This is a genomic window from Amycolatopsis sp. 2-15 (assembly GCF_030285625.1).
Taxonomy (GTDB): domain Bacteria; phylum Actinomycetota; class Actinomycetes; order Mycobacteriales; family Pseudonocardiaceae; genus Amycolatopsis; species Amycolatopsis carbonis.
Window position 1 is genome coordinate 1212616 of the sequence record NZ_CP127294.1, and the last position, 18410, is coordinate 1231025.

The 18410-nt window shown below is 71.2% G+C and carries 18 protein-coding genes; 13 read left to right on the forward strand and 5 right to left on the reverse strand.

Translation table 11 applies throughout. The features are described from left to right. Window positions 1-73: 73 nt before the first annotated feature. On the reverse strand, window positions 74-841 hold the full coding sequence (locus QRX50_RS05985; RefSeq protein ID WP_285970959.1) for an IclR family transcriptional regulator: 768 nt from the start codon (window positions 839-841) through the stop codon (window positions 74-76). 116 nt (window positions 842-957) lie between these two features. Between QRX50_RS05985 and QRX50_RS05990 the strand changes: the two genes are divergently transcribed. Genes QRX50_RS05990 through QRX50_RS06015 form a run of 6 tightly spaced genes read left to right on the forward strand, consistent with a single transcriptional unit; the run spans window position 958 to window position 7416 of the window. Continuing rightward, window positions 958-1560: an SRPBCC family protein gene (locus tag QRX50_RS05990; protein WP_285970960.1), complete on the forward strand. Its 603-nt coding sequence runs from the start codon at window positions 958-960 to the stop codon at window positions 1558-1560. Continuing rightward, the gene (locus QRX50_RS05995) at window positions 1557-2441 is read left to right on the forward strand and encodes an FAD binding domain-containing protein (protein ID WP_285970961.1); all 885 of its coding nucleotides are present in this window, start codon (window positions 1557-1559) and stop codon (window positions 2439-2441) included. Before QRX50_RS05990 ends, QRX50_RS05995 begins: the two co-directional genes overlap by 4 nt. Further along, entirely contained in the window at window positions 2398-4716 is a 2319-nt protein-coding gene (locus QRX50_RS06000; protein ID WP_285970962.1) for a xanthine dehydrogenase family protein molybdopterin-binding subunit, read from the forward strand. Before QRX50_RS05995 ends, QRX50_RS06000 begins: the two co-directional genes overlap by 44 nt. Then, window positions 4713-5192 carry a (2Fe-2S)-binding protein gene (locus QRX50_RS06005; protein ID WP_285970963.1) on the forward strand — a complete coding sequence of 160 codons (480 nt, stop codon included), beginning with the start codon at window positions 4713-4715 and terminating at the stop codon, window positions 5190-5192. The genes QRX50_RS06000 and QRX50_RS06005 overlap by 4 nt, the downstream gene beginning before the upstream one ends. Then, window positions 5189-5974: an alpha/beta fold hydrolase gene (locus QRX50_RS06010; RefSeq protein ID WP_285970964.1), complete on the forward strand. Its 786-nt coding sequence runs from the start codon at window positions 5189-5191 to the stop codon at window positions 5972-5974. The genes QRX50_RS06005 and QRX50_RS06010 overlap by 4 nt, the downstream gene beginning before the upstream one ends. Further along, entirely contained in the window at window positions 5971-7416 is a 1446-nt protein-coding gene (locus QRX50_RS06015) for a UbiD family decarboxylase (RefSeq protein WP_285970965.1), read from the forward strand. The genes QRX50_RS06010 and QRX50_RS06015 overlap by 4 nt, the downstream gene beginning before the upstream one ends. Before the next feature lie 42 nt (window positions 7417-7458). On the opposite strand, the gene QRX50_RS06020 is transcribed toward QRX50_RS06015, so the two are convergent. The 3 genes from QRX50_RS06020 to QRX50_RS06030 form a co-directional block, all read right to left on the reverse strand. After that, window positions 7459-8211, reverse strand: coding sequence for an alpha/beta hydrolase family protein (locus tag QRX50_RS06020; protein ID WP_285970966.1), 753 nt, complete (start codon window positions 8209-8211; stop codon window positions 7459-7461). Between the two features lie 107 nt (window positions 8212-8318). After that, entirely contained in the window at window positions 8319-9035 is a 717-nt protein-coding gene (locus QRX50_RS06025; protein ID WP_285970967.1) for a hypothetical protein, read from the reverse strand. Window positions 9036-9098: 63 nt separating this feature from the next. After that, window positions 9099-10136: an acyl-CoA dehydrogenase family protein gene (locus tag QRX50_RS06030; protein ID WP_285970968.1), complete on the reverse strand. Its 1038-nt coding sequence runs from the start codon at window positions 10134-10136 to the stop codon at window positions 9099-9101. A gap of 103 nt (window positions 10137-10239) precedes the next feature. On the opposite strand from QRX50_RS06030, the gene QRX50_RS06035 reads away from it, so the two are divergent. From QRX50_RS06035 to QRX50_RS06065, 7 genes are all read left to right on the forward strand, one after another. Next, complete coding sequence (locus QRX50_RS06035) at window positions 10240-11439, forward strand: acyl-CoA dehydrogenase family protein (protein ID WP_285970969.1); 1200 nt, start codon at window positions 10240-10242, stop codon at window positions 11437-11439. A 25-nt stretch (window positions 11440-11464) separates the two neighbouring features. Next, entirely contained in the window at window positions 11465-13018 is a 1554-nt protein-coding gene (locus QRX50_RS06040; protein ID WP_285970970.1) for an AMP-binding protein, read from the forward strand. Window positions 13019-13162: 144 nt separating this feature from the next. Continuing rightward, window positions 13163-13990, forward strand: coding sequence for an SDR family NAD(P)-dependent oxidoreductase (locus tag QRX50_RS06045; protein WP_285970971.1), 828 nt, complete (start codon window positions 13163-13165; stop codon window positions 13988-13990). Then, window positions 13983-14546, forward strand: coding sequence for a TetR/AcrR family transcriptional regulator (locus QRX50_RS06050; protein WP_285970972.1), 564 nt, complete (start codon window positions 13983-13985; stop codon window positions 14544-14546). Before QRX50_RS06045 ends, QRX50_RS06050 begins: the two co-directional genes overlap by 8 nt. A gap of 36 nt (window positions 14547-14582) precedes the next feature. Continuing rightward, window positions 14583-15119: a DinB family protein gene (locus QRX50_RS06055; protein ID WP_285970973.1), complete on the forward strand. Its 537-nt coding sequence runs from the start codon at window positions 14583-14585 to the stop codon at window positions 15117-15119. Between the two features lie 63 nt (window positions 15120-15182). Continuing rightward, entirely contained in the window at window positions 15183-16529 is a 1347-nt protein-coding gene (locus QRX50_RS06060) for a nitrosuccinate lyase (RefSeq protein WP_285970974.1), read from the forward strand. A gap of 137 nt (window positions 16530-16666) precedes the next feature. Beyond that, on the forward strand, window positions 16667-17626 hold the full coding sequence (locus QRX50_RS06065) for an SCO0930 family lipoprotein (RefSeq protein WP_285970975.1): 960 nt from the start codon (window positions 16667-16669) through the stop codon (window positions 17624-17626). A 134-nt stretch (window positions 17627-17760) separates the two neighbouring features. Here QRX50_RS06065 and QRX50_RS06070 read toward each other — a convergent pair whose 3' ends face one another. Continuing rightward, window positions 17761-18318, reverse strand: a complete 558-nt coding sequence (locus tag QRX50_RS06070; protein ID WP_285970976.1) for a DUF4383 domain-containing protein — start codon at window positions 18316-18318, stop codon at window positions 17761-17763. Between the last annotated feature and the right edge of the window lie 92 nt (window positions 18319-18410).

An 18410-nucleotide genomic window follows, 5' to 3' on the forward strand; every position in this document is an offset into this window, starting at 1 on the left:
AGCGAGCCGGTCGACAGCGGTCAAGAAACGCGCGACCAGGCAAGATCGCAGTACCTCCGCAGATGCGGAACTATTACTCGATTTTAACCGCACCTCCGGTGCGGTCGGTGATTCTTAGTCCGCATTCGCGGATCAAAGAGCCATGTTGATCCACAGTGGACTCGTTCAGGTCCGAAGAGAACGCGAGCGTGCAGACGACCATCGACACGCGCCGCTGAGCGTCGAACACCGGCGCCGCGACACCCGACTGGCCGAGGTCGAACTCCCTGATACTGACGCTGTAGCCACGCTCACGTGTGGCAGCCATCTCCTCACGCAACGCCACCCGCGTGGTCACGGTTTCGGCCGTGAAAGCCTCCAGCCCATAACGCTCCGCGAGCCGTTCGACGTTCGCCGGGTCCTCCCACGCGTAGAACGCGCGCATGATCGCGGGCGCGGAGAAGGGGAACGTGTCGCCGATGCCGACGGTGATCCGCACGCCCTTGCCGCGATCACCCTTCGCCAGCACGGAGTACTCGGCGGCACCGTGGCGCTGCACCGCGAAGACGATGAAACCCGTGCGCTGGCTCAGCGAATCGAGCTCCTGCTGCACGATGTCGGTCATCCAGTCCTCGGACACGCGGGCCATCGACAGCAGCCGCGGCCCCAGCGACCAGCCACCGCGGTCGCCGCGGGTCGCGGTCCAGCCGGCCCGCTGCAGGGTGCCGAGGATGTTGTAGGCCGTGCTGCGGTTGAGCCCGAGCTCGTCGATCAGCGCCCCGGAAGACACCGGTTCCGGCCAATCGCGGGCAATTCGCTCCAGGAGCCGCATCGCGTTCAGCACCGCCGGAACGTCGCTCATGATCCGTCACCCCTCGCCATTCTGCTTCAGCGCACGGTAGCCGAGCCCTTTCCGGACTCGCCACGACCGTGTTAACGTCCTGTGGAGCAGACACTTAGTCCTCTATGGTGGTCATTATGAAGCTTGGATCCTCCTTTGTCGTCCCCGCGGACCACAAACGCGTGTTCGCCCATTTCCTCGACCCCGACACGATGCGGGTCGCCATCCCCGGCGCCGCGGAGCTCGTCCGTTCGGACAGCACGCACTACCGCGGCAAGCTGGTCAACGAGATCGCGCACGTGAAGTTCAGCGCCGGGTTCTCCGCCGAGATCACGGAGCTGACCGAGCCCGAGGAAGTCAAAGCCCTCCTGAAGGGCGAGGACCACAAGCTCGGCAGCTCGATCAAGATCGACGCCCGGCTCGGCGTGCAGCCCGAGGGCGATTCGTCGTCCAAAGTGGACTACAGCCTCGACGTGGCGATCTGGGGCAAGATCGGGCGCATGGGCGAGTCGATCGTCCGGCGCCGCTCGCAGGAGGTGGAGCGGGAGTTCGTGGCCGCGTTCGCCGAGATCTGCGCCGCGGGCCCGCCCGGGCCGGACAACCCCGGCCTCGCGAGTGTGATCGCCAAGCGGGAAGGCCCGAAGAAGCGGGTCGCCGAGACGCCGGCCGGTGCCGCCGCGCCCGCGAAGGAATCCTGGTGGCGCCGCCTGCTCGCCAAGCTGTTCGGTGGCAAGAAATGACCGCCTACCACTACCCCACCACGCTCGACGAGACGTGCGCGCTCCTCGACGACGGTGAGGACACGATGGTCTACGGCGGCGGCACGGCCGTGCAGATCCTGCTCAAGCAGGGTGTGCTGTTCGCCACGGACCTGGTCGACATCGGCGGCGTGCCGGGCCTGGACGAGATCACCGAGACGTCGAAGGGGCTGCGTGTCGGCCCGTTGGTCACGTTGCGGAGCATGGAGACCAGCCCGATCGTGCGCCGGGTCGCCCCGATCGCGGCCGAGGTCTACGGCCGCGTGGCCAACCCGCGAGTGCGCAACACGGCGAGCGTCGGCGGCAACATCGCCCACGGCGACTACCGGCTCGACCCACCGACGGCGTTGATGGTGCTCGACGCGACCGTGGAGCTCACCTCGCGCCGCGGCTCGCGCAAAGTGCCGGCGCGCGAGTTCTTCGTCGACTTCCAGCAGACCGCGCTGGAGCACGGCGAGCTCGTGTCGGCGATCGAGATCCCCAGCCAGCCCGAGTCCGCGGGCGCGCACTTCGCGAAGCTCTCCAGCCTCGCGGCCAACGACTGGCCCGCGGCTTCGGCGGCCGCGCTCGTGGTCCAGGGCTCGCGCGGCAAGCGCGACGTCCGGCTCGGCCTCGGCGCGTTGAGCCACGTGCCCGTGTTCCTGCAGTTCGAGGCAGCGGCCGACACGTCGGTGGACGACGTCGTCACCGCGGCGAAGGACGCCGCGACGCCGCTGCTCGACCCGCTTCCCGACGTGCGCGGGAGTTCCGACTACAAGCGGCGTCTCGGCCTCGTGGCCGTTGAAGAAGCCATCCGCAATTCCTGGAAGGAGGGCAGCGATGACCACCGTCGAGTCTCGATCTTCGGTCGCCGCCGTCGGTGAGCGCTGGGCGCGTGTCGACGGCCGGGCCAAGGTCCGCGGCGAGCTGCGCTACGCGGCCGACCAGCCGGTGCGCCCGTGTCTCGATGTCGCCGTGCACCGCAGCACCCGTCCCCACGCGAAGATCACCGCCATCGACACGAGCCGCGCGCTCGCGGCCGAGGGCGTGGTCGCCGTGGTGACCGGCGCCGACCTGTACGCGGAGTTCGGCGACCGGCTCATGACCGGCCCCGCGTTCTCCGACCAGCCGTGCCTCGCCTACGGCAAGGTGCGTTACGTCGGCGAGCCGATCGCCGCGGTGATCGCGCACGGCGTCAAGCAGGCGCGGGAGGCGGCCGAGCTGATCGAGGTCTCCTACGACGAGCTCGAGCCGGTGCACGACGTCGACAAGGCTGTGCAAGGGGCACCGTTCGTGCACGACGAGCTGCGGCCGTCGATCGTTTTCGGCGACCTGAAGCACCTGCGCGGCAAGCGCGACACGAACGTGAACTACGAGTACAACCTGCGCAAGGGCGACCCGTCGAGCGTCAGCGGCACCACGGTGTCGTACGACTTCTGGTGCCCGCCGACGCACCACGTGCCGATCGAGCTGCCGTACGCGGCCGCCTGGTGCGAGGGCGAGCGGCTGGAACTGATGGCGACCACGCAGACGCCGTCGTACGTGCGCCAGTCGCTGGCCGACCTGCTCGACCTGCCGCTGAACCGCGTCCGCGTGCGCACCGCGCCGCTGGGCGGAAGCTTCGGCGCGAAGATGTACGACCGGCTGGAACCGCTGGTCGCGGCGCTGGCGTGGACGCAGAAGATGGCCGTGAAGATCACGGCGACGCGTGAAGAGGCGTTCCTGCTCACCACGCGCCACGGCTGCGCGGTGGCGGGCAGCATGACCGCGGACGAGAACGGCATGATCGTGGCGTCCACTTCGGACGTTCGCTACGACACCGGCGCCTACGCCGACGTCGGCCCGCGCATCACCGCGAAGTCGGGCCTGGTCGCACCGGGTCCGTACAAGATCGAAAACGTTCGCGTGAAGTCGCGGTGCGTGTACACGAACAAGCCGTCGGCCGGGCCGTTCCGCGGGTTCGGTGTGCCGCAGGTGACGTGGGCGCACGAGTCGCTGGCCGACGAGCTCGCGCGGCAGCTCGGCGAGGACCCGGTGGAGTTCCGCCGCCGCAACATGCTGCGCGAAGGCGACATCGCGCCCGTCGGCACGCCGATGCACAGCGCCGACTTCCTCGGCAGCCTCGACGCCGTGACCGAGGCGATCGGGTGGGGCACGCCGTTCGTGAAGCAGGAGGGCACGCTGGTACGCGGCCGCGGCGTCGCGGTGGGCGTGAAGGCCGTGCTGACGCCGACGATCTCCAACGCCGTGGTCCAGCTCAACCAGGACGGCTCGGCGTCGCTGCTGATCAGCACCATCGACATGGGCCAGGGCAGCGACACGATCATGGCGCAGATCGCGGCCGAGGTGCTGTGCCTCGGCGAGGGCGACGTGCGCGTGATCCAAGCCGACACCGACGTGACGCCCTACGACACGATCACCGCCGGCAGCCGCTCGACCTACCACACCGGCAACGCCGTGCGCCTGGCCGCGGAGAACATGCGCGACAAGCTCGTGGAGCTGGCGGCGGAGCGCTTCGGTGTGGAGGCGACGGACATCAAGCTCACGTCCGACGGTCTCGTCAGCGCGCAGACGCAGGAGACCGTGTCCGTCTCGGAACTGCTGCACGGGCACTTCGGGGCGCGCGGCACGACGTTGACGGCGGAGGCCAACTTCAGCACGTCGTGGCAGCCGTACGACCACGAGAACGGCCTGTCGCCGCAGGTCACCGAGCACTGGTTCGCCGGTGCGGCCGCGGTGCAGCTCACCGTGGACACGGCGACCGGGCGCATCCACATCGAGCACCTGGCCGTGGCCGGTGACGTGGGCCGCGCGATCAACCCCGCGATGGTGGAGCAGCAGCTCTCCGGCGCGGCAATCATGGGCATCGGGCACGCGCTGTTCGACCAGATGGTGTTCGACGAGGGCCAGATCGTGAACGGCACACTGCTGGACTACCAGCTGCCATCCATCAAGGACATGCCGGACAAGCTCACGCCGATCATCATCGAGAGTCCACATCGGACGGGTCCGTTCGGCGCGAAGGGCGTCGGCGAGACCACCATCATCCCGCTCGCGCCGGCCATCGCCAACGCCGTGCGCGACGCGACCGGCGTGCGCATCACCACGCTTCCCCTGACGCCCGAACGCGTCCTGACCGCGCTGGAGGAACAGCCGTGAGGGAGATCGAACTGAAGGTCAACGGCCTGCGCCGCAAGCTGGGCGTGGCCGACGACGAGCTGCTGCTCGACGTGCTGCGCCGCGAGTTCGGCACCACGAGCGTGCGCGAAGGCTGCGGCGTCGGCGCGTGCGGCGCCTGCACGGCGCTGGTCGGCGGCAAGAGCGTGTCGACGTGTCTTTCGCGGGCCGCGCGCTTCGACGGTGCCGAGATCACCACCGCCGACGGCCTGCCGGACGACGACGAGGTGGTCGACGAGTTCGTCGCCAACCGCGCGATGCAGTGCGGCTACTGCATTCCCGGGTTCGTGATGATGGCCCACGAGCTGCTGGGCGAGAACCCGCAGCCGACCGACGAAGAGGTCGTGGAGCACCTGGAGGGCAACATCTGCCGTTGCGGCACGTACTCCGAGATCCACGCCGCGATCAAGGCCGCGGCCACGCGCCGGGCCGCCCGGAACGAAAGGGCCACCGCGTGAACGTCGAAACCCCGCAGGGCACGCTGCACGTCCACCGGACGGGAACGTCCGGCCGGCCACTGCTGCTCCTGCACCCGCTCGCGCTGTCCGGAGCGGTCTGGGACCCGGTGGCGCGGTTCTTCTCGGACAAGGCGCAGGTCCTCGCACTGGACGCACGAGGCCACGGCGAGTCCACTTGGGACGGTGCCGACTTCACGGTCGACGACATGGCGGCGGACGCGGCGGCCGTCCTGGAAGCGGCGGACGCCGGTCCCGCCGACGTCGTCGGCTTGTCCATGGGCGCCAGCACCGCGCTGACCCTCGCGGCGACGCGGCCCGAGCTCGTGCACCGGCTGGTCCTGGCCGACGGCACGGCGTATTACGGTGACGACGCCGTGCCGGTCTGGGCGGAGCGAGCCGAGCGCGCGACGACGGTTGCCCGGGACAAGCAGCTGGAATTCCAGCGGGACCGGTGGTTCGCGGCGCCCTTCCTCGCCGAGCACCCGGACGAGGTCGAGCGCGTCTGCGAGATCTTCCTGAAGACGGACTCGGCCGCGCACGGGGCTGCGTGCCGGGCGCTGGGCGGGCTGGACGCGCGTGCGCGGGTCGGTGACGTGGCGGCTCCGACGCTCGTTCTCGTCGGCGAGGAGGACTACGCGACTCCGCCCGAGATGTCCGAGGCACTGGCCGCGGGCATCGCCGGGGCCGAGCTGCGCGTCCTGGAGAAGACCCGGCACCTCAGCCTGCTGGAGCGACCGGATCTGTGGCCCTCGCTCGCCGCGTTCTTCGGCGGCCCGCAGTGACGGACGAACCTCTCCTCAGCCTCCGCACGCACCTCGACGCGATCGCCGGCTACGGCGAGCTGCGTGACGTGAAGGGCGCCGACTGGGACCTCGAGCTGGGCGGCATCGCCGAGCTGAGCTACCGGATGGACCCGCCGCCCGCGTTGCTGTTCGACGACATCAAGGGCTACGCGAGCGGCCTGCGCGTCCTGACCGGCAGCACGGGTTCACCCCGCCGGCTGGGCCGCACGCTGCGCCTCGGCGAGGACCTCGACTCCGTCGGCGTAGTGGACGCCCTGCGCGGGAAGCCGTCCCAGTGGTCGGCCACGGCGCGGGACTTCCCCGTGCTGCCGGTCTCGGACGCGCCGCTGCTGGCCAACTCCGTGCCCGGCACCGAGGTCAACCTCCTCGACTTCCCCGTGCCCCGCTGGCACGCGGACGACGGCGGGCGCTTCATCGGCACCGGCTGCTTCGTGGTGACGTCCAACCCGGAAACCGGCGTCCACAACGGCGGCTGCTACCGCATGGAGGTCCAGGACGACGGCCGCGGCGTCACCGTCGCCATGGTCCCCGGCAAGCACGGCGACCAGAACGTGCGGGCGTGGTTCGAGAAGGAAGGCCGCGCCCCGGTCACGGTGTCGTTCGGCCACGACCCGCTGTTGCTGGTCCTCGGCGGCACGGAGGTGCCGGGCGGGGTTTCGGAGCTGGAGTACGCGGGCGCGGTGCTGGGTTCGCGGGTGCCGGTCGTCCTCGGCCCCGACACCGGCCTCCCCATCCCCGCCGGCAGCGAGATCGCCATCGAGGGCTGGCTGCGGCCGGACCACCAGCGCGACGAGGGCCCGTTCGGCGAGTGGACCGGGTACTACTCGGGCAAGCGCCGGCCGAACCTGGCCATCGACATCACGCGGATGTACTACCGCGACAACCCGATCCTGCTCGGCGCGCCGCCCGGGAAACCGCCGCACGACTACTCGTACATGCGGACCGTGATGAAGTCGGCGATGATCCACGACGAGCTCGCCGCCACCGGCGTGCCGGGTGTGGTGAAGGCGTGGGCGCACGAATCGGGTGGCGGGCGGCTGTTCATCGCCGTTTCGCTGCAGCAGAAGTACCCCGGTCACGCGCGGCAGGTCGCGTACCTGGCCGCGCAGTGCCCCGCGGCGGCGTACATGAACCGCTACGTGGTGGTCGTGGACGACGACGTCGATCCCGCCGACCCGGACGAGGTCATCTGGGCCATGTCCACCCGCAGCGACCCGTCCCGCGACATCGAGATCATGAAGCAGACGTGGGGCAGCAAGCTCGACCCGCTGTACGTGGACGGTTCTCCCGCCTACAACAGCCGGGCCATCATCGACGCGTGCCGCCCCTTCGAACGCCTGGCCACCTTCCCCAAGGTGGCCTCCAGCGACCCGGCGTTCCTCACGTCGCTGGCCGACAAGTGGCGTGACGTGCTCGGTTGACCGCCGCCGGTGAAGGGCTCCGCGAGGGGCCCTTCACCGCGGTCAGACCAGGTAGCGCTTGGCCCAGGTGGCGAGGATGTCCGCGGCGAACGCGGCGTCCGCGCGGCCCGTGAGCAGGTGGTCGGCCCCGTCGAGCGCGACGAACGACTTCGGGTGCCGCGCGGTGTCGAAGATGATGCGGGCGTTCTCCACGCCCACCTCGGCGTCGACCGGCGAATGCATCACCAGCAGCGCCGCCTTCAGCCCGCGGATGCGCTCGGCCTGCGGCTGCGCCGCGATGTCCTCCAGGAACTGCTTGCGGATGCGGAACGGCCGCCCCGCCAGCACCACCTCGGCCTCGCCCTGCCGTTCGATCTCCTCACGGCTGTCGCCGAGCAGCCTCGCCACGTGCTGCGGATCCGCGGGTGCGGCGATCGTCGCCACCGCTCGCACCTCCGGCAGCGCGTGCCGCGCCGCCAAGACGGCCGCCCCACCCAGCGAGTGCCCGATCAGCAGCTGCGGCGCCTCGTACTCGTCGCGCAGGTGGTTCGCGGCCGCGACGAGGTCGCCGACGTTCGAGCTGAAGTCCGTGTTGGCGAACTCGCCCTCCGACCCGCCGAGCCCGGTGAAGTCGAACCGCAGCACGGCCACGCCGAACGCCGTGAGCCCCCGCGCGACCCGCGTCGCCGCGACCACGTCCTTGTTGCACGTGAAGCAGTGCGCGAAGAGCGCGTACGCCTTGGGCGCGCCTTCCGGCAATTCGAGCCGCGCCGCCAGCGACGTGCCTTGAGACCCGGGAAACTCAAACCTCGTCACGCGCTCTCCTTCAGCAAGAACTCCTGAGGCCGATCAGACCACGCGCGGTGCGATCGGGTCGACGGCGACCGGCCGGGAGTGTCCCCTCGTACCAGGAGATTTGACCGTCAGCCACACTTCACGGAGGCGTCCAGCAACGCGACGTACGTGGCCTTCGCGCCGACGGCCGTGAAGTCGTACGTCCACGTCGGGTGCCCCGGCACGGCCACCGCGAAATGCCCCTCCGGCGTCGGCTTGAGGCCCGTGGCGTCGTAGAGCCGGTGCAGATCGGCGAGCGGCGTGCCCGCGCCGGCCCCCTCCGGCGTCTTGACCTGCGGTGGAGCCACGACCGACCGCACCTTGTCCCCGGCGAACACCGCCCCGCCACTCGCCGCGAGGTCGGCCGCGCGCTCCTCGCGCAGCTCGGTGACGACGACAGTGGCCGCCGCGGCTTGCGCGCTCAGCTTGGCTGCCGCCTCCGACTCAGCGGCGGACTTCGCGTAGTCGGCCGCCGAACCACGCAGCCCCGGATCCAGCACGTGCGCGTCGGCGGCCTGGGCCTTCCGGTTCAGGCCGTCGGCCTTGGCGACGGCCCGCTGCTCTTCCTCGATGGCGCCCGGCTGGGGCGCCGGCCCGCCCGCGAACGAGTACGACTTGCAACCGTCGAAGCCCGACATCGGCTCGGCCGCGAGCGTGGCGCCGGCGGCTGCCTTGGTGACGCCCGGCGCGAGGCCGCGCAACCCGTCCGGCCCCAGCGCCTCAGGTTTGGGCGCACTCGCCTGCGGCCCGGAACTACACGCCGCCAACGCCACGAGCAGCGCAGCACCGATCACGACGATCCGCATGAATATTTCCCCTCTTTCCGGATCGGAAAACTACCCGAACCGGATCAAGGAGGCACCCACGTTTCAGGCGAACACGTGCTCCGCCACCGCGTCGAGCTGCCGCGCCGCCGAGCCCAGCAGCTGGCGGCGCGCACGGGCGTGCTTGAGGTGGACGTGTGACGGGTGTTCCCAGGTGAAGCCGATGCCGCCGTGGGCCTGCAGCGCGTCACGGGTTGCGGCATCAGCGGCGTCGCTCGCGGCGGCCACGGCGGTGCGCGCCGCGGCCAGGCCGGCAACGCCGGAATCCACCGTGGAGGCAGCCCATTCGACCAGCAGCCGCGCCGCGTCGAGCTGCACGAACCGGTCGGCGAGCAGGTGCTTGAGCGCCTGGAACGACCCGATCGCCCGCCCGAACTGCTGCCGTTGCTTCGCGTACTCCACCGCGCCGTCGAGTGCCCGCTGCCCCGTGCCGACCAGCTCCGCCGCGAGCACCGTCAGCACTCGCGCCGATACGTCGGCCGCGGGCAGCTCGACAACCGGTACCGCAGACAACGACACCGCCGCGGCCGGCTCGATCACGTCGAACGCCCCCACCGACTCCCGCCGTACCCCGGCCGCCGTCAGGTCGATCCGCACGAACCGGCCCTCGACGGCCGCCACGAGCACCTCCGCGTCGAGCCCGAACGGCACCGCCCCCAGCACACCGTCCACAGTGGATCCGCTCAGCCGCAACGGCGAACGATGCCCGGGAAACACGGGGAACGTCTCCCACGCCGCCACCGCCACGGCCGAACCCTCCACAAGGTTGTCCACATTGTGCACAGAACTCAGCACGGCCACCGCGGAAACCGCCGCGGCGAACGGGATCCGCGGCAGCGCGGCCCCGACTTCCTCGGCCACCACACACAGTTCCCGCAAACCACCACCGGACCCACCGCGTTCTTCGGGTACGCCCAACCCGAGCAGACCGGCCTCGGCGAACGTCTTCCACAGGGCTCCGTCGAGGCCCGCGCCCACGGCCTCCCACGCGGGCGGCAGCGGCGCCGTGCGCGCGGCGTCGGCGAGCATCCGCCGCACCGCCCCGGCGAGCTCGCGCTGCTCGTCCGTCGTCGCGTAACCCATCACGCCTCCTCGAAGAACCAGGCCCGTACCGAGCATTGACTATCGGGTCTATCTACGCAACTGTTGAGGTCAGGACGGAGTTGTCGCCCAGGCAGGAGGCCGCGTGGGAAGTTTTCGCGAGCAGGTCCGCGAGTTCGTCGCCGCCCTCGTGCCGCCCGGCTGGCGCGGCATCGGCGGCCTCGAAGGCGACGCCTACGCCGAGTTCCGCACCCGGGCCCGCGCGGCGCTGGCCGAGCGCGGCTGGGTCGCGCCCGCGTGGCCCGTCGAATACGGCGGCGCCGGCCTCAGCCCCGCCGAACTCGTGGTGCTGGTGGAAGAACTGTCCACCGCCGGGATCCCGTTCGGCTCCGACAACGACGCGTTCGGCATCGGCATGCTCGGCAACACCATGCTCCGCTGGGCGAAACCCGAGCTGTGCCGGCGGTTCCTGCCGCGCATCGTCTCCGGCGAGTACGTGTTCGCCCAGGGCTTCTCCGAGCCGGGCGCCGGGTCCGACCTCGCGTCGCTCGCCCTGCGCGCCGAGCCCGACGGCGACCGGTGGCGGCTCAACGGCCAGAAGCTGTGGTCCTCGGGCGCGCACCTGGCCAACTGGATGTTCGTGCTCGCCCGTACCAATCGGGAAGCCGCGCCGCACAAGGGGATCAGCATGCTGCTGGTCCCGCTCGACCAGCCCGGCGTGAAAATCCGGCCGATCCGCAACATCACCGGCGGCACCGACTTCAACGAGGTGTTTTTCACCGACGCCACCACCGACCGCGAGCTCGTGGTGGGTGACGTCGACCGCGGCTGGGCCGTCGCGATGACCTTGCTCGGCTTCGAGCGCGGCGAAACCGCGCTGCACGCCCCGATCCGCTTCCGCGCCGAACTCGACCGGCTGGTCGAGCTGGTCCGGGAGCGCGGCCTGGACTCCGATCCGGACGTCCGCCGCCGCGTCGCGTGGTGCCACGTGCAGGTGGAACAGCTGCGCTGCCACGGCCTCCGCACGGCCGCGCAGCTGATCGACGGCGAGGAGCCCGGGCCGCGCGCGGCGGCCTTCAAGCTGCTGTGGAGCGAGTACCATCGGGTGGTCACGGAGCTCGCGCTCGACGTGCTCGGCCTCGACGCGCTCACGCCGTCGGGGCGGCCGTCGCCGAACTGGTACCACACCGACGATCCCGGCGCGCCGAACTCGACCGCGTCGTGGACCAGCGTCTACCTCAACTCCCGCGCCGGCACGATCTACGCCGGCTCGTCGCAGATCCAGCGCGGCATCATCGGCGACCTGCTGCTCGGGCTGCCCAAGGAACCCAAGCCCGCGCGCTGAACCCGCGGCCTGCCCAGGAGGAGCGATGGCCATTCGCAGCACCTACCCCGACGTCGTCATCCCCGAGGGATCCCTGCCCGGCCTGCTGCTGGGCTCGCTCACACCCGAGGAAGCCGCGCACCCCGCGGTCATCGACGCCGGCTCGGGCAAGCGACTGACCTACGGCGAGCTCGCCACGGCCGTCGAGCGGCTGGCCGCCGCGCTGGCCGAACGCGGCATCGGCCGCGGCGACGTCGCGGTACTCGCCGCGCCGAACTGCGCCGAGTACCCCGTGGTGTTCCACGGCGTGTTGCGCTCCGGCGCCGCGGTGTCGCCTGCCAACCCGCTCAACACCCCCGCCGAGCTGGCGCACCAACTGCGTGACGCGGGCGCGCGGATCCTGTTCACCACCTCCGCCGGGCTCGGCACCACACGCGCCGCCGTGAAAGAAGAAGGCGTACGCGTCGAAGAGATCGTGGTGCTCGACGCGGCCGACGGCGTGCCGTCGCTCGACGACCTGCTCACCAGCACCGCCGCCACGCCGCCCGAACCGACGGCCGACGACCTCGCCGTGCTGCCGTACTCCTCGGGCACCACCGGCCTGCCGAAGGGCGTACTGCTGACGCACCGGAACGTCGCCGCGAACCTCAGCCAGATGCAGCCGCTGACGGAGCTGCGCCCGGGCAAGCGTTCTATCGCCGTGCTGCCGCTGTTCCACATCTACGGCATGAACGGGATCATGAACGTCAGCCTGCTCAACCGGGCGACCGTGGTGACCATGCCGAGGTTCGACCTCAAGGCTTTCCTCGCCGCCGTGGCCGAGCACCGCGTGGACCACTTGTTCATCGCGCCGCCGATCGCGCTCGCGCTGGCGAAGGTCCCGTTCGTGACCGACTACGACCTCGGCTGCGTCGACGTGGTGATGAGCGCCGCCGCGCCGCTCGACGCCGGCATCGCCCAGGAGCTGGCCGCGCGGCTGAACGTCACGGTCCTGCAGGGCTACGGCCTCACCGAGACCAGCCCCTGCACCCACGGCATCCCGGCCGACCGGCCCGACGTCGACCGCGGGTCGATCGGGCTGCTGATGCCGAGCGTCGAGGCGCGCGTGGTCGACCCCGTGACCGGCGAAGACGCCGAGCGCGGTGAGCTGTGGGTGCGCGGGCCGAACGTGATGCGCGGCTACCTCAACAACGCCGCCGCCACCGCCGCGACCATCGACTCCGACGGCTACCTGCACACCGGCGACATCGTGACCGTCGACGACGGCGGCGTGTTCCACGTGGTCGACCGCCTCAAGGAACTGATCAAGTACAAGGGTTTCCAGGTCCCGCCCGCCGAGCTGGAGGCGCTGCTGCTGACCCACCCGGGCATCGCCGACGCGGCCGTGATCGGCGTGCCCGACGACGAGGCCGGCGAGGTGCCCAAGGCGTTCGTCGTGCGGCGGTCACCCGAACTGGACGAGGCCGCGGTGCAGGCGTTCGTCGCCGAGCGGGTGGCGCCGTACAAGAAGGTGCGGCAGGTGGAGTTCGTGGACGCCATCCCGAAGTCGGCCGCAGGAAAGATCCTGCGGAAGGTGCTGCGGGCGACCGTTCAGAGCTGATCCCTGTCCTGGGGTGGTAGTCCCTCGCGTTTGGTGGGGTGGCGGTCCGTCGCGGTGGCTGAGGGGGGCCGAGGCCAGACGGTGGCAATTCGGAGGATTCTCCGCTATCGTAGTAAGTATTCAGTTACTTACTTGAGGACGGCCATGGGACGCGCCCTGCTCATCACCGGAACTTCCCGCGGCCTCGGCCGGGCGCTCGCGGTCACGGCGCTCGAGGCCGGCCACCGGGTCGTGGCCACGGCACGCCGCGCCGACGCGGTCGCGGACCTCGTCTCGGCGTATCCCGAGTCGGCCCGCGCGGTGGCCTTGGACGTGCGGGATCCCGAGGCCGCCACGGCCGCCGTGCAGGTCGCGGTGGACGAGTTCGGCCGGCTCGACGGCGTGATCAACAACGCCGGGTACGCCAACGTCTCGAGCCTCGAGGACACCCCGCTCGCCGACTTCCGCGACCAGGTCGAGACGAACCTCTGGGGCGCGGTCCACGTCAGCCGCGCGGCACTGCCGGTGTTCCGCGAGCAGGGCGCGGGGCACGTCGTGCAGATCTCGTCGGTGAGCGGGCGGCTGGCGCCGGCGGCGGGGCTCGGGCCGTACGTCACGGCGAAGTTCGCCTTGGAGGGGTTCTCCGAGGCGCTGGCCCTGGAGACGGCCGGGTTCGGCGTGCGCGTGACGGTGGTGGAAGCCGGGTCGATGGCGACGTCGCTGTACTCGTCGATGGACGCGCCTGAGCCGAGCCCCGCGTACGCGTCCGTGCTGGCGCCGATGCGCACAGCCCACGCCTGCGGGCAGGCCCCGGGTGTCGACCCGGCGCGGGCGGCGGCGATGATCCTGAGCGTGTTCGAGCTGACTGACCCGCCGCTGTGGCTGCCGCTCTCAGGCGAGGCCGTGGACTTCATCCGGCCCGCGGAGCAGCGGAAACTCGCGGAGCTGGACCGGTGGGAGGAGCTGAGCCGCTCGGTGGAGGCCCATGGCTGAGGTTCCGGCCCGCGACGCCGCCGCCACTCGCCGCCGGATCCTCGACGCGGCCGTCGAGGAGTTCTCCGACGCCGGGCTCGCCGGTGGGCGCGTCGGCCGCATCGCCGAGCGGGCACGCGCGAACCAGCGCATGATCTACGCGTATTTCGGCAGCAAGGACGGGCTGTTCGAGGCCGTGCTGACGGAAAAGGTGCTGCAGGCGCAGGCCGCGGTGATGTTCGACGCCGAGGACCTGCCGGGGTACGCGTGCCAGGTCTTCGACTTTTACCGCGCCAATCCGCGAATGGCGCGGCTCAACCTGTGGCAGGCGCTCGAACGGCCGGATCTGCTGCCGTCCCTGGCTCCGGTCGAGCGCGCGATGGCCGACAAGGTGGCGGGCATCGCGGCGGCGCAGGCCTCGGGGGCGGTGTCGTCGGCGTTGCCGGCTGCCGTGCTGCTCGACCTGGTCCTGGCGTTGACGTACGGCAACATCGCGCAGGCCGGGAACGCCGCGTTGTGGCCGGATTCGCAGCGGACGGCCTTGGCCACGGCGGTTTCGCGGCTGGTAACGCGGTGAGCCGGATTTGTCGGTGCCGGGTGAGACCGTGGGCGGATGGAGATTCCCCAGCACTTCTCGCCCGTGGCCGAAGGCACGCGAGAGGCCATCCCCAGGCTGGCCGGTGAGCGCGACACGCTGGTCGCGTTCCTCGACTGGCACCGCGAGACGTTCGCGCTGAAGTGCGCCGGCCTCGGGCAGAGCGCCCTGTCGACCAAGGCCGTGCCCCCGTCGGGCCTTTCCCTGCACGGCATCCTGCGCCACCTCGCGGGCGTCGAACGCTGGTGGTTCCAGCAACAGTTCGCCGGTGAGGACGTTCCCCTGCTCCACTACTCCGACGACGACCCCAACCAGGACTTCGACTCCCTCGACGGGGACGTCACGGAGGCGATGGCCCTGTGGCGCTCGGAGTGCGCGCGCTCGCGGGAGATCGTCGCGGCGGCTTCGTCGCTGGAGGACCAGGGGACGTCGCTGGTGACCGGTGAACCGTTCACGTTGCGGTGGTTGCTGGTGCACCAGATCGCGGAGTACGCCCGCCACAACGGCCACGCCGATCTGCTGCGCGAATCCCTCGACGGCACGGTGGGCCACTGACCCGATGCGAGGCTCCGCACAGGAGCACGGTGGCGGCGAGGCCTGCGTGCGATGCTGGGCGGCATGAGCGTCGATCCTGATTCCGGGTTGTTGTCGCCTGTGCGGGCCGGGACCCCGGTCGAGGCGGTGACCGGGGACAACGCCGTGGTGGGGGCGATGCTGGCGGTCGAGGCGGCGCTGGCGAGGGCGCAGGCGCGGCTGGGGACCGTGCCGGCCGGGGCCGCGGAGGCGATCACCGCGAAGGCCGCCGAGGTGGCGCGGGAGATCGACGTGCCGACGTTGGCGAAAACGGCGCGGGCGACGGCGAATCCCGTTGTCGCGTTGGTCAAGGAGCTCACGGCGGCAGTGGGCGCCGAGCACGCCGACTACGTGCACCGCGGGTCGACGAGTCAGGACATCGTCGACACGGCGCTGATGCTCGTCGCGAAGGATGCGCTGGAGCTGCTGCGAAACGACCTGGCGACAACCGCGGCGGCGCTCGCGGACCTGGCTCGCGCGCACCGCGACACCGTGATGCCCGGCCGCACACTCACGGCCCACGCCGTGCCCACGACGTTCGGGCTCAAGGCCGCGGGCTGGCGGCAGTACGTGCTCGACGCGGCCGAGCGGGTGCGCCGCCTCGAGCTGCCCGTGTCGCTGGGCGGCGCGGCCGGGACGCTGGCGGCGTACGTCGAGTACGGCGACGGCACCGACGACTACGCGGAGCGGCTCGTCGAGGCCTTCGCCGCGGAAACCGGGCTGGCCGCCACCACGTTGCCCTGGCACGCGAACCGCACGCCCGTCGCCGATCTCGTGGCCGCGCTGGCGCAGGCGGCCACGGCGCTGGGCAAGTTCGCGGTCGACGTCCAGGTGCTCACGCGCACCGAGATCGGCGAGGTCGCCGAGCCCACGGGCGGCGGCTCGTCGGCGATGCCGCACAAGCGCAATCCCGTGCTGTCGGCCCTGATCCGCTCCGCCGCGCTCCAGGCGCCGGTGCTCGCGGCCGGCGTGACGCAGTCCGGGCTGGCCGAGGACGAGCGGTCCGCCGGCGTGTGGCAGGCCGAGTGGCAGCTCCTGCGCGAGTGCCTGCGCCTCACGGGCGGGGCCGCGCACACGGCCGTCGAACTGGCGCGCGGCTTGGCCGTGGACGCGGAGCGGATGCGGGAGGACGTCGACCTCACGCACGGGCTCATCGTGTCGGAGCGGCTGTCGGCCGCGCTGGCGCCGTTGCTCGGCAAGGCGCGCGCGAAGGACGTGCTCGGCGAAGCGTCGAAGCGGGCGGTCGGCGAGAACCGGCCGCTGCGGACGGTCCTCGCCGAGATTCCCGAGGTCACCGACGTCCTCGACCCCGCGAAGCTCGACGACCTCCTCGACCCCGCCCAGTACACGGGCGCGGCCGGGCGACTGGTCGACCGCGCCCTCGAAGGGTGACGGAAAGTAGTCACAACTTCTGCTGAACCGCTCCGCCCGGCCTCCCGTGTAGGAGGGTGGGAAGCGTTCCTCGCGGAACGCGGGGGGTACCGGCAGCTGCGCCTGGCGCGGCGACCACGTACCCAAGGAGAAGTTTCATGCTTCGCAGGTTCCGCACGGGCGTCATCGTCGTCTCGGCAGCCGCAGGGCTCACGCTGCTGAGCGCCTGCTCGGGCACGACCGCTCCACCCGCGCCGGTGCCCGGCGGCGGGACCGGGGGCGGTCAGGGCAAGCTCGCCGCGGCCGCCACCGAGACGGCCGTCAAACTCGCGGCCACCGACGTCGGTGAGCTGGGCAAGGTCCTCACCGACGGCGACGGCCACACCCTCTACCGCTTCGACAAGGACACCGCCAAACCGCCGAAGTCCGCCTGCGTGGACGACTGCGCCAAGGCGTGGCCGCCGCTGCTGTCGAAGGGCGACGTGCAGCTCGACGGCGTGGACAAGAGCCTCGTCGGCAGCGTGACCCGCGACGACGGCACCGAGCAGGTGACCGTGAACGGCTGGCCGCTCTACACCTACGCCAAGGACGCCACGCCCGGCGACGCCACCGGCCAGGGCGTGAACGGCACCTGGTTCGCGGCCACACCCCAGGGCGGCAAGGCCAAGTCCACTTCGGACACTGTGAAGCTCAGTGCCGGCGAGGTCGACGGCGTCGGCGCGGCCGTGACGGACCAGGACGGCTTCACGCTCTACCTGTTCACCAAGGACAGCAAGAAACCCTCGAAGTCCACTTGCGACGGTGACTGCGCCAAGCTGTGGCCGCCCGTGCTGACCACCGGTGACGTCGCACTCGACGGCATCGACGCCAAGCTGCTCGGCAGCGTCAAGCGCGCCGACGGCACCACGCAGGCCACGCTCGGCGGCTGGCCGCTGTACCGGTACTCGAAGGACACCGCGCCCGGCCAGGCCAACGGCATGGGCGTGAAGGGCACGTGGTTCGTGATCGAGCCCAACGGCTGCAAGTCCGGCACCACCGCGAGCACCCGAACCGCCCCGGCCAAGCCGGCCACGAGCGCCCCGGCCCCCAGCGCTTCGAGCGACCCGTACAGCTACTGACCCCAGACCCGGCGCCGCGCCCCGACAGCGCGTCGTCAGGACAACCGGCCACGGGCGGCGGAAGGAGGGCAGTTCCCGAGCACAAACGATGGCCCGGCAACCGCGGGGGTTGCCGGGCCATCGTGTTGGGGAAATCAGTGCGCGAGACCGGGGCCGCGCTTCTCCCGGGGCTGGATCTCCCGCGTCGACCCGGCGTGCTCGTCGTCCTCGACGCGCTCGATCATGCTCGTCTGGGCCTGATCCGCCGTGATCGGCTCCACGTCCTCCTCCGGCAGCCGCACCTTGCGGCGCGCCGGCGCCATCGCGATCACCAGACCCAGCACGGCGATGCCGAGGTGCAGCCAGTTGTCCGGCGTCGTGAGGTCCAGCGGGTTGCCGGCGACGACGAACGGGTTGGCGGCGATCATGCCGGTGATCATCAGGCCCCACACGAACAGCACGCCGTAGCCGAGGAAGAGCAGCCAGCCGAACGTCCGCGCGCGGCCGGCGCCGAACGCGAACAGCAGGCCGATCACGCCGGTCACCACGTGCACCAGGTTGTTCATCGGGTTGCCGGAGAACCGCCAGAAACCGGCGGCGTGGTGCCCGGTGAAGTCCCCGACGCCGGTCCGCGCGAAGCCGATGACGCCGTAGACCAGGAACGCGATGCCCACCAGGGCGGCCAGAACCTGCGCGGGCTGCAGACCCTCCACCCGGATCCGGGCTCCATGCGCATGAACCATGACTTCAGTCCTTCCCGTGGTGAGCTGACTCACGCGGAGGAAGTACCCCGTCTTCACCCGGG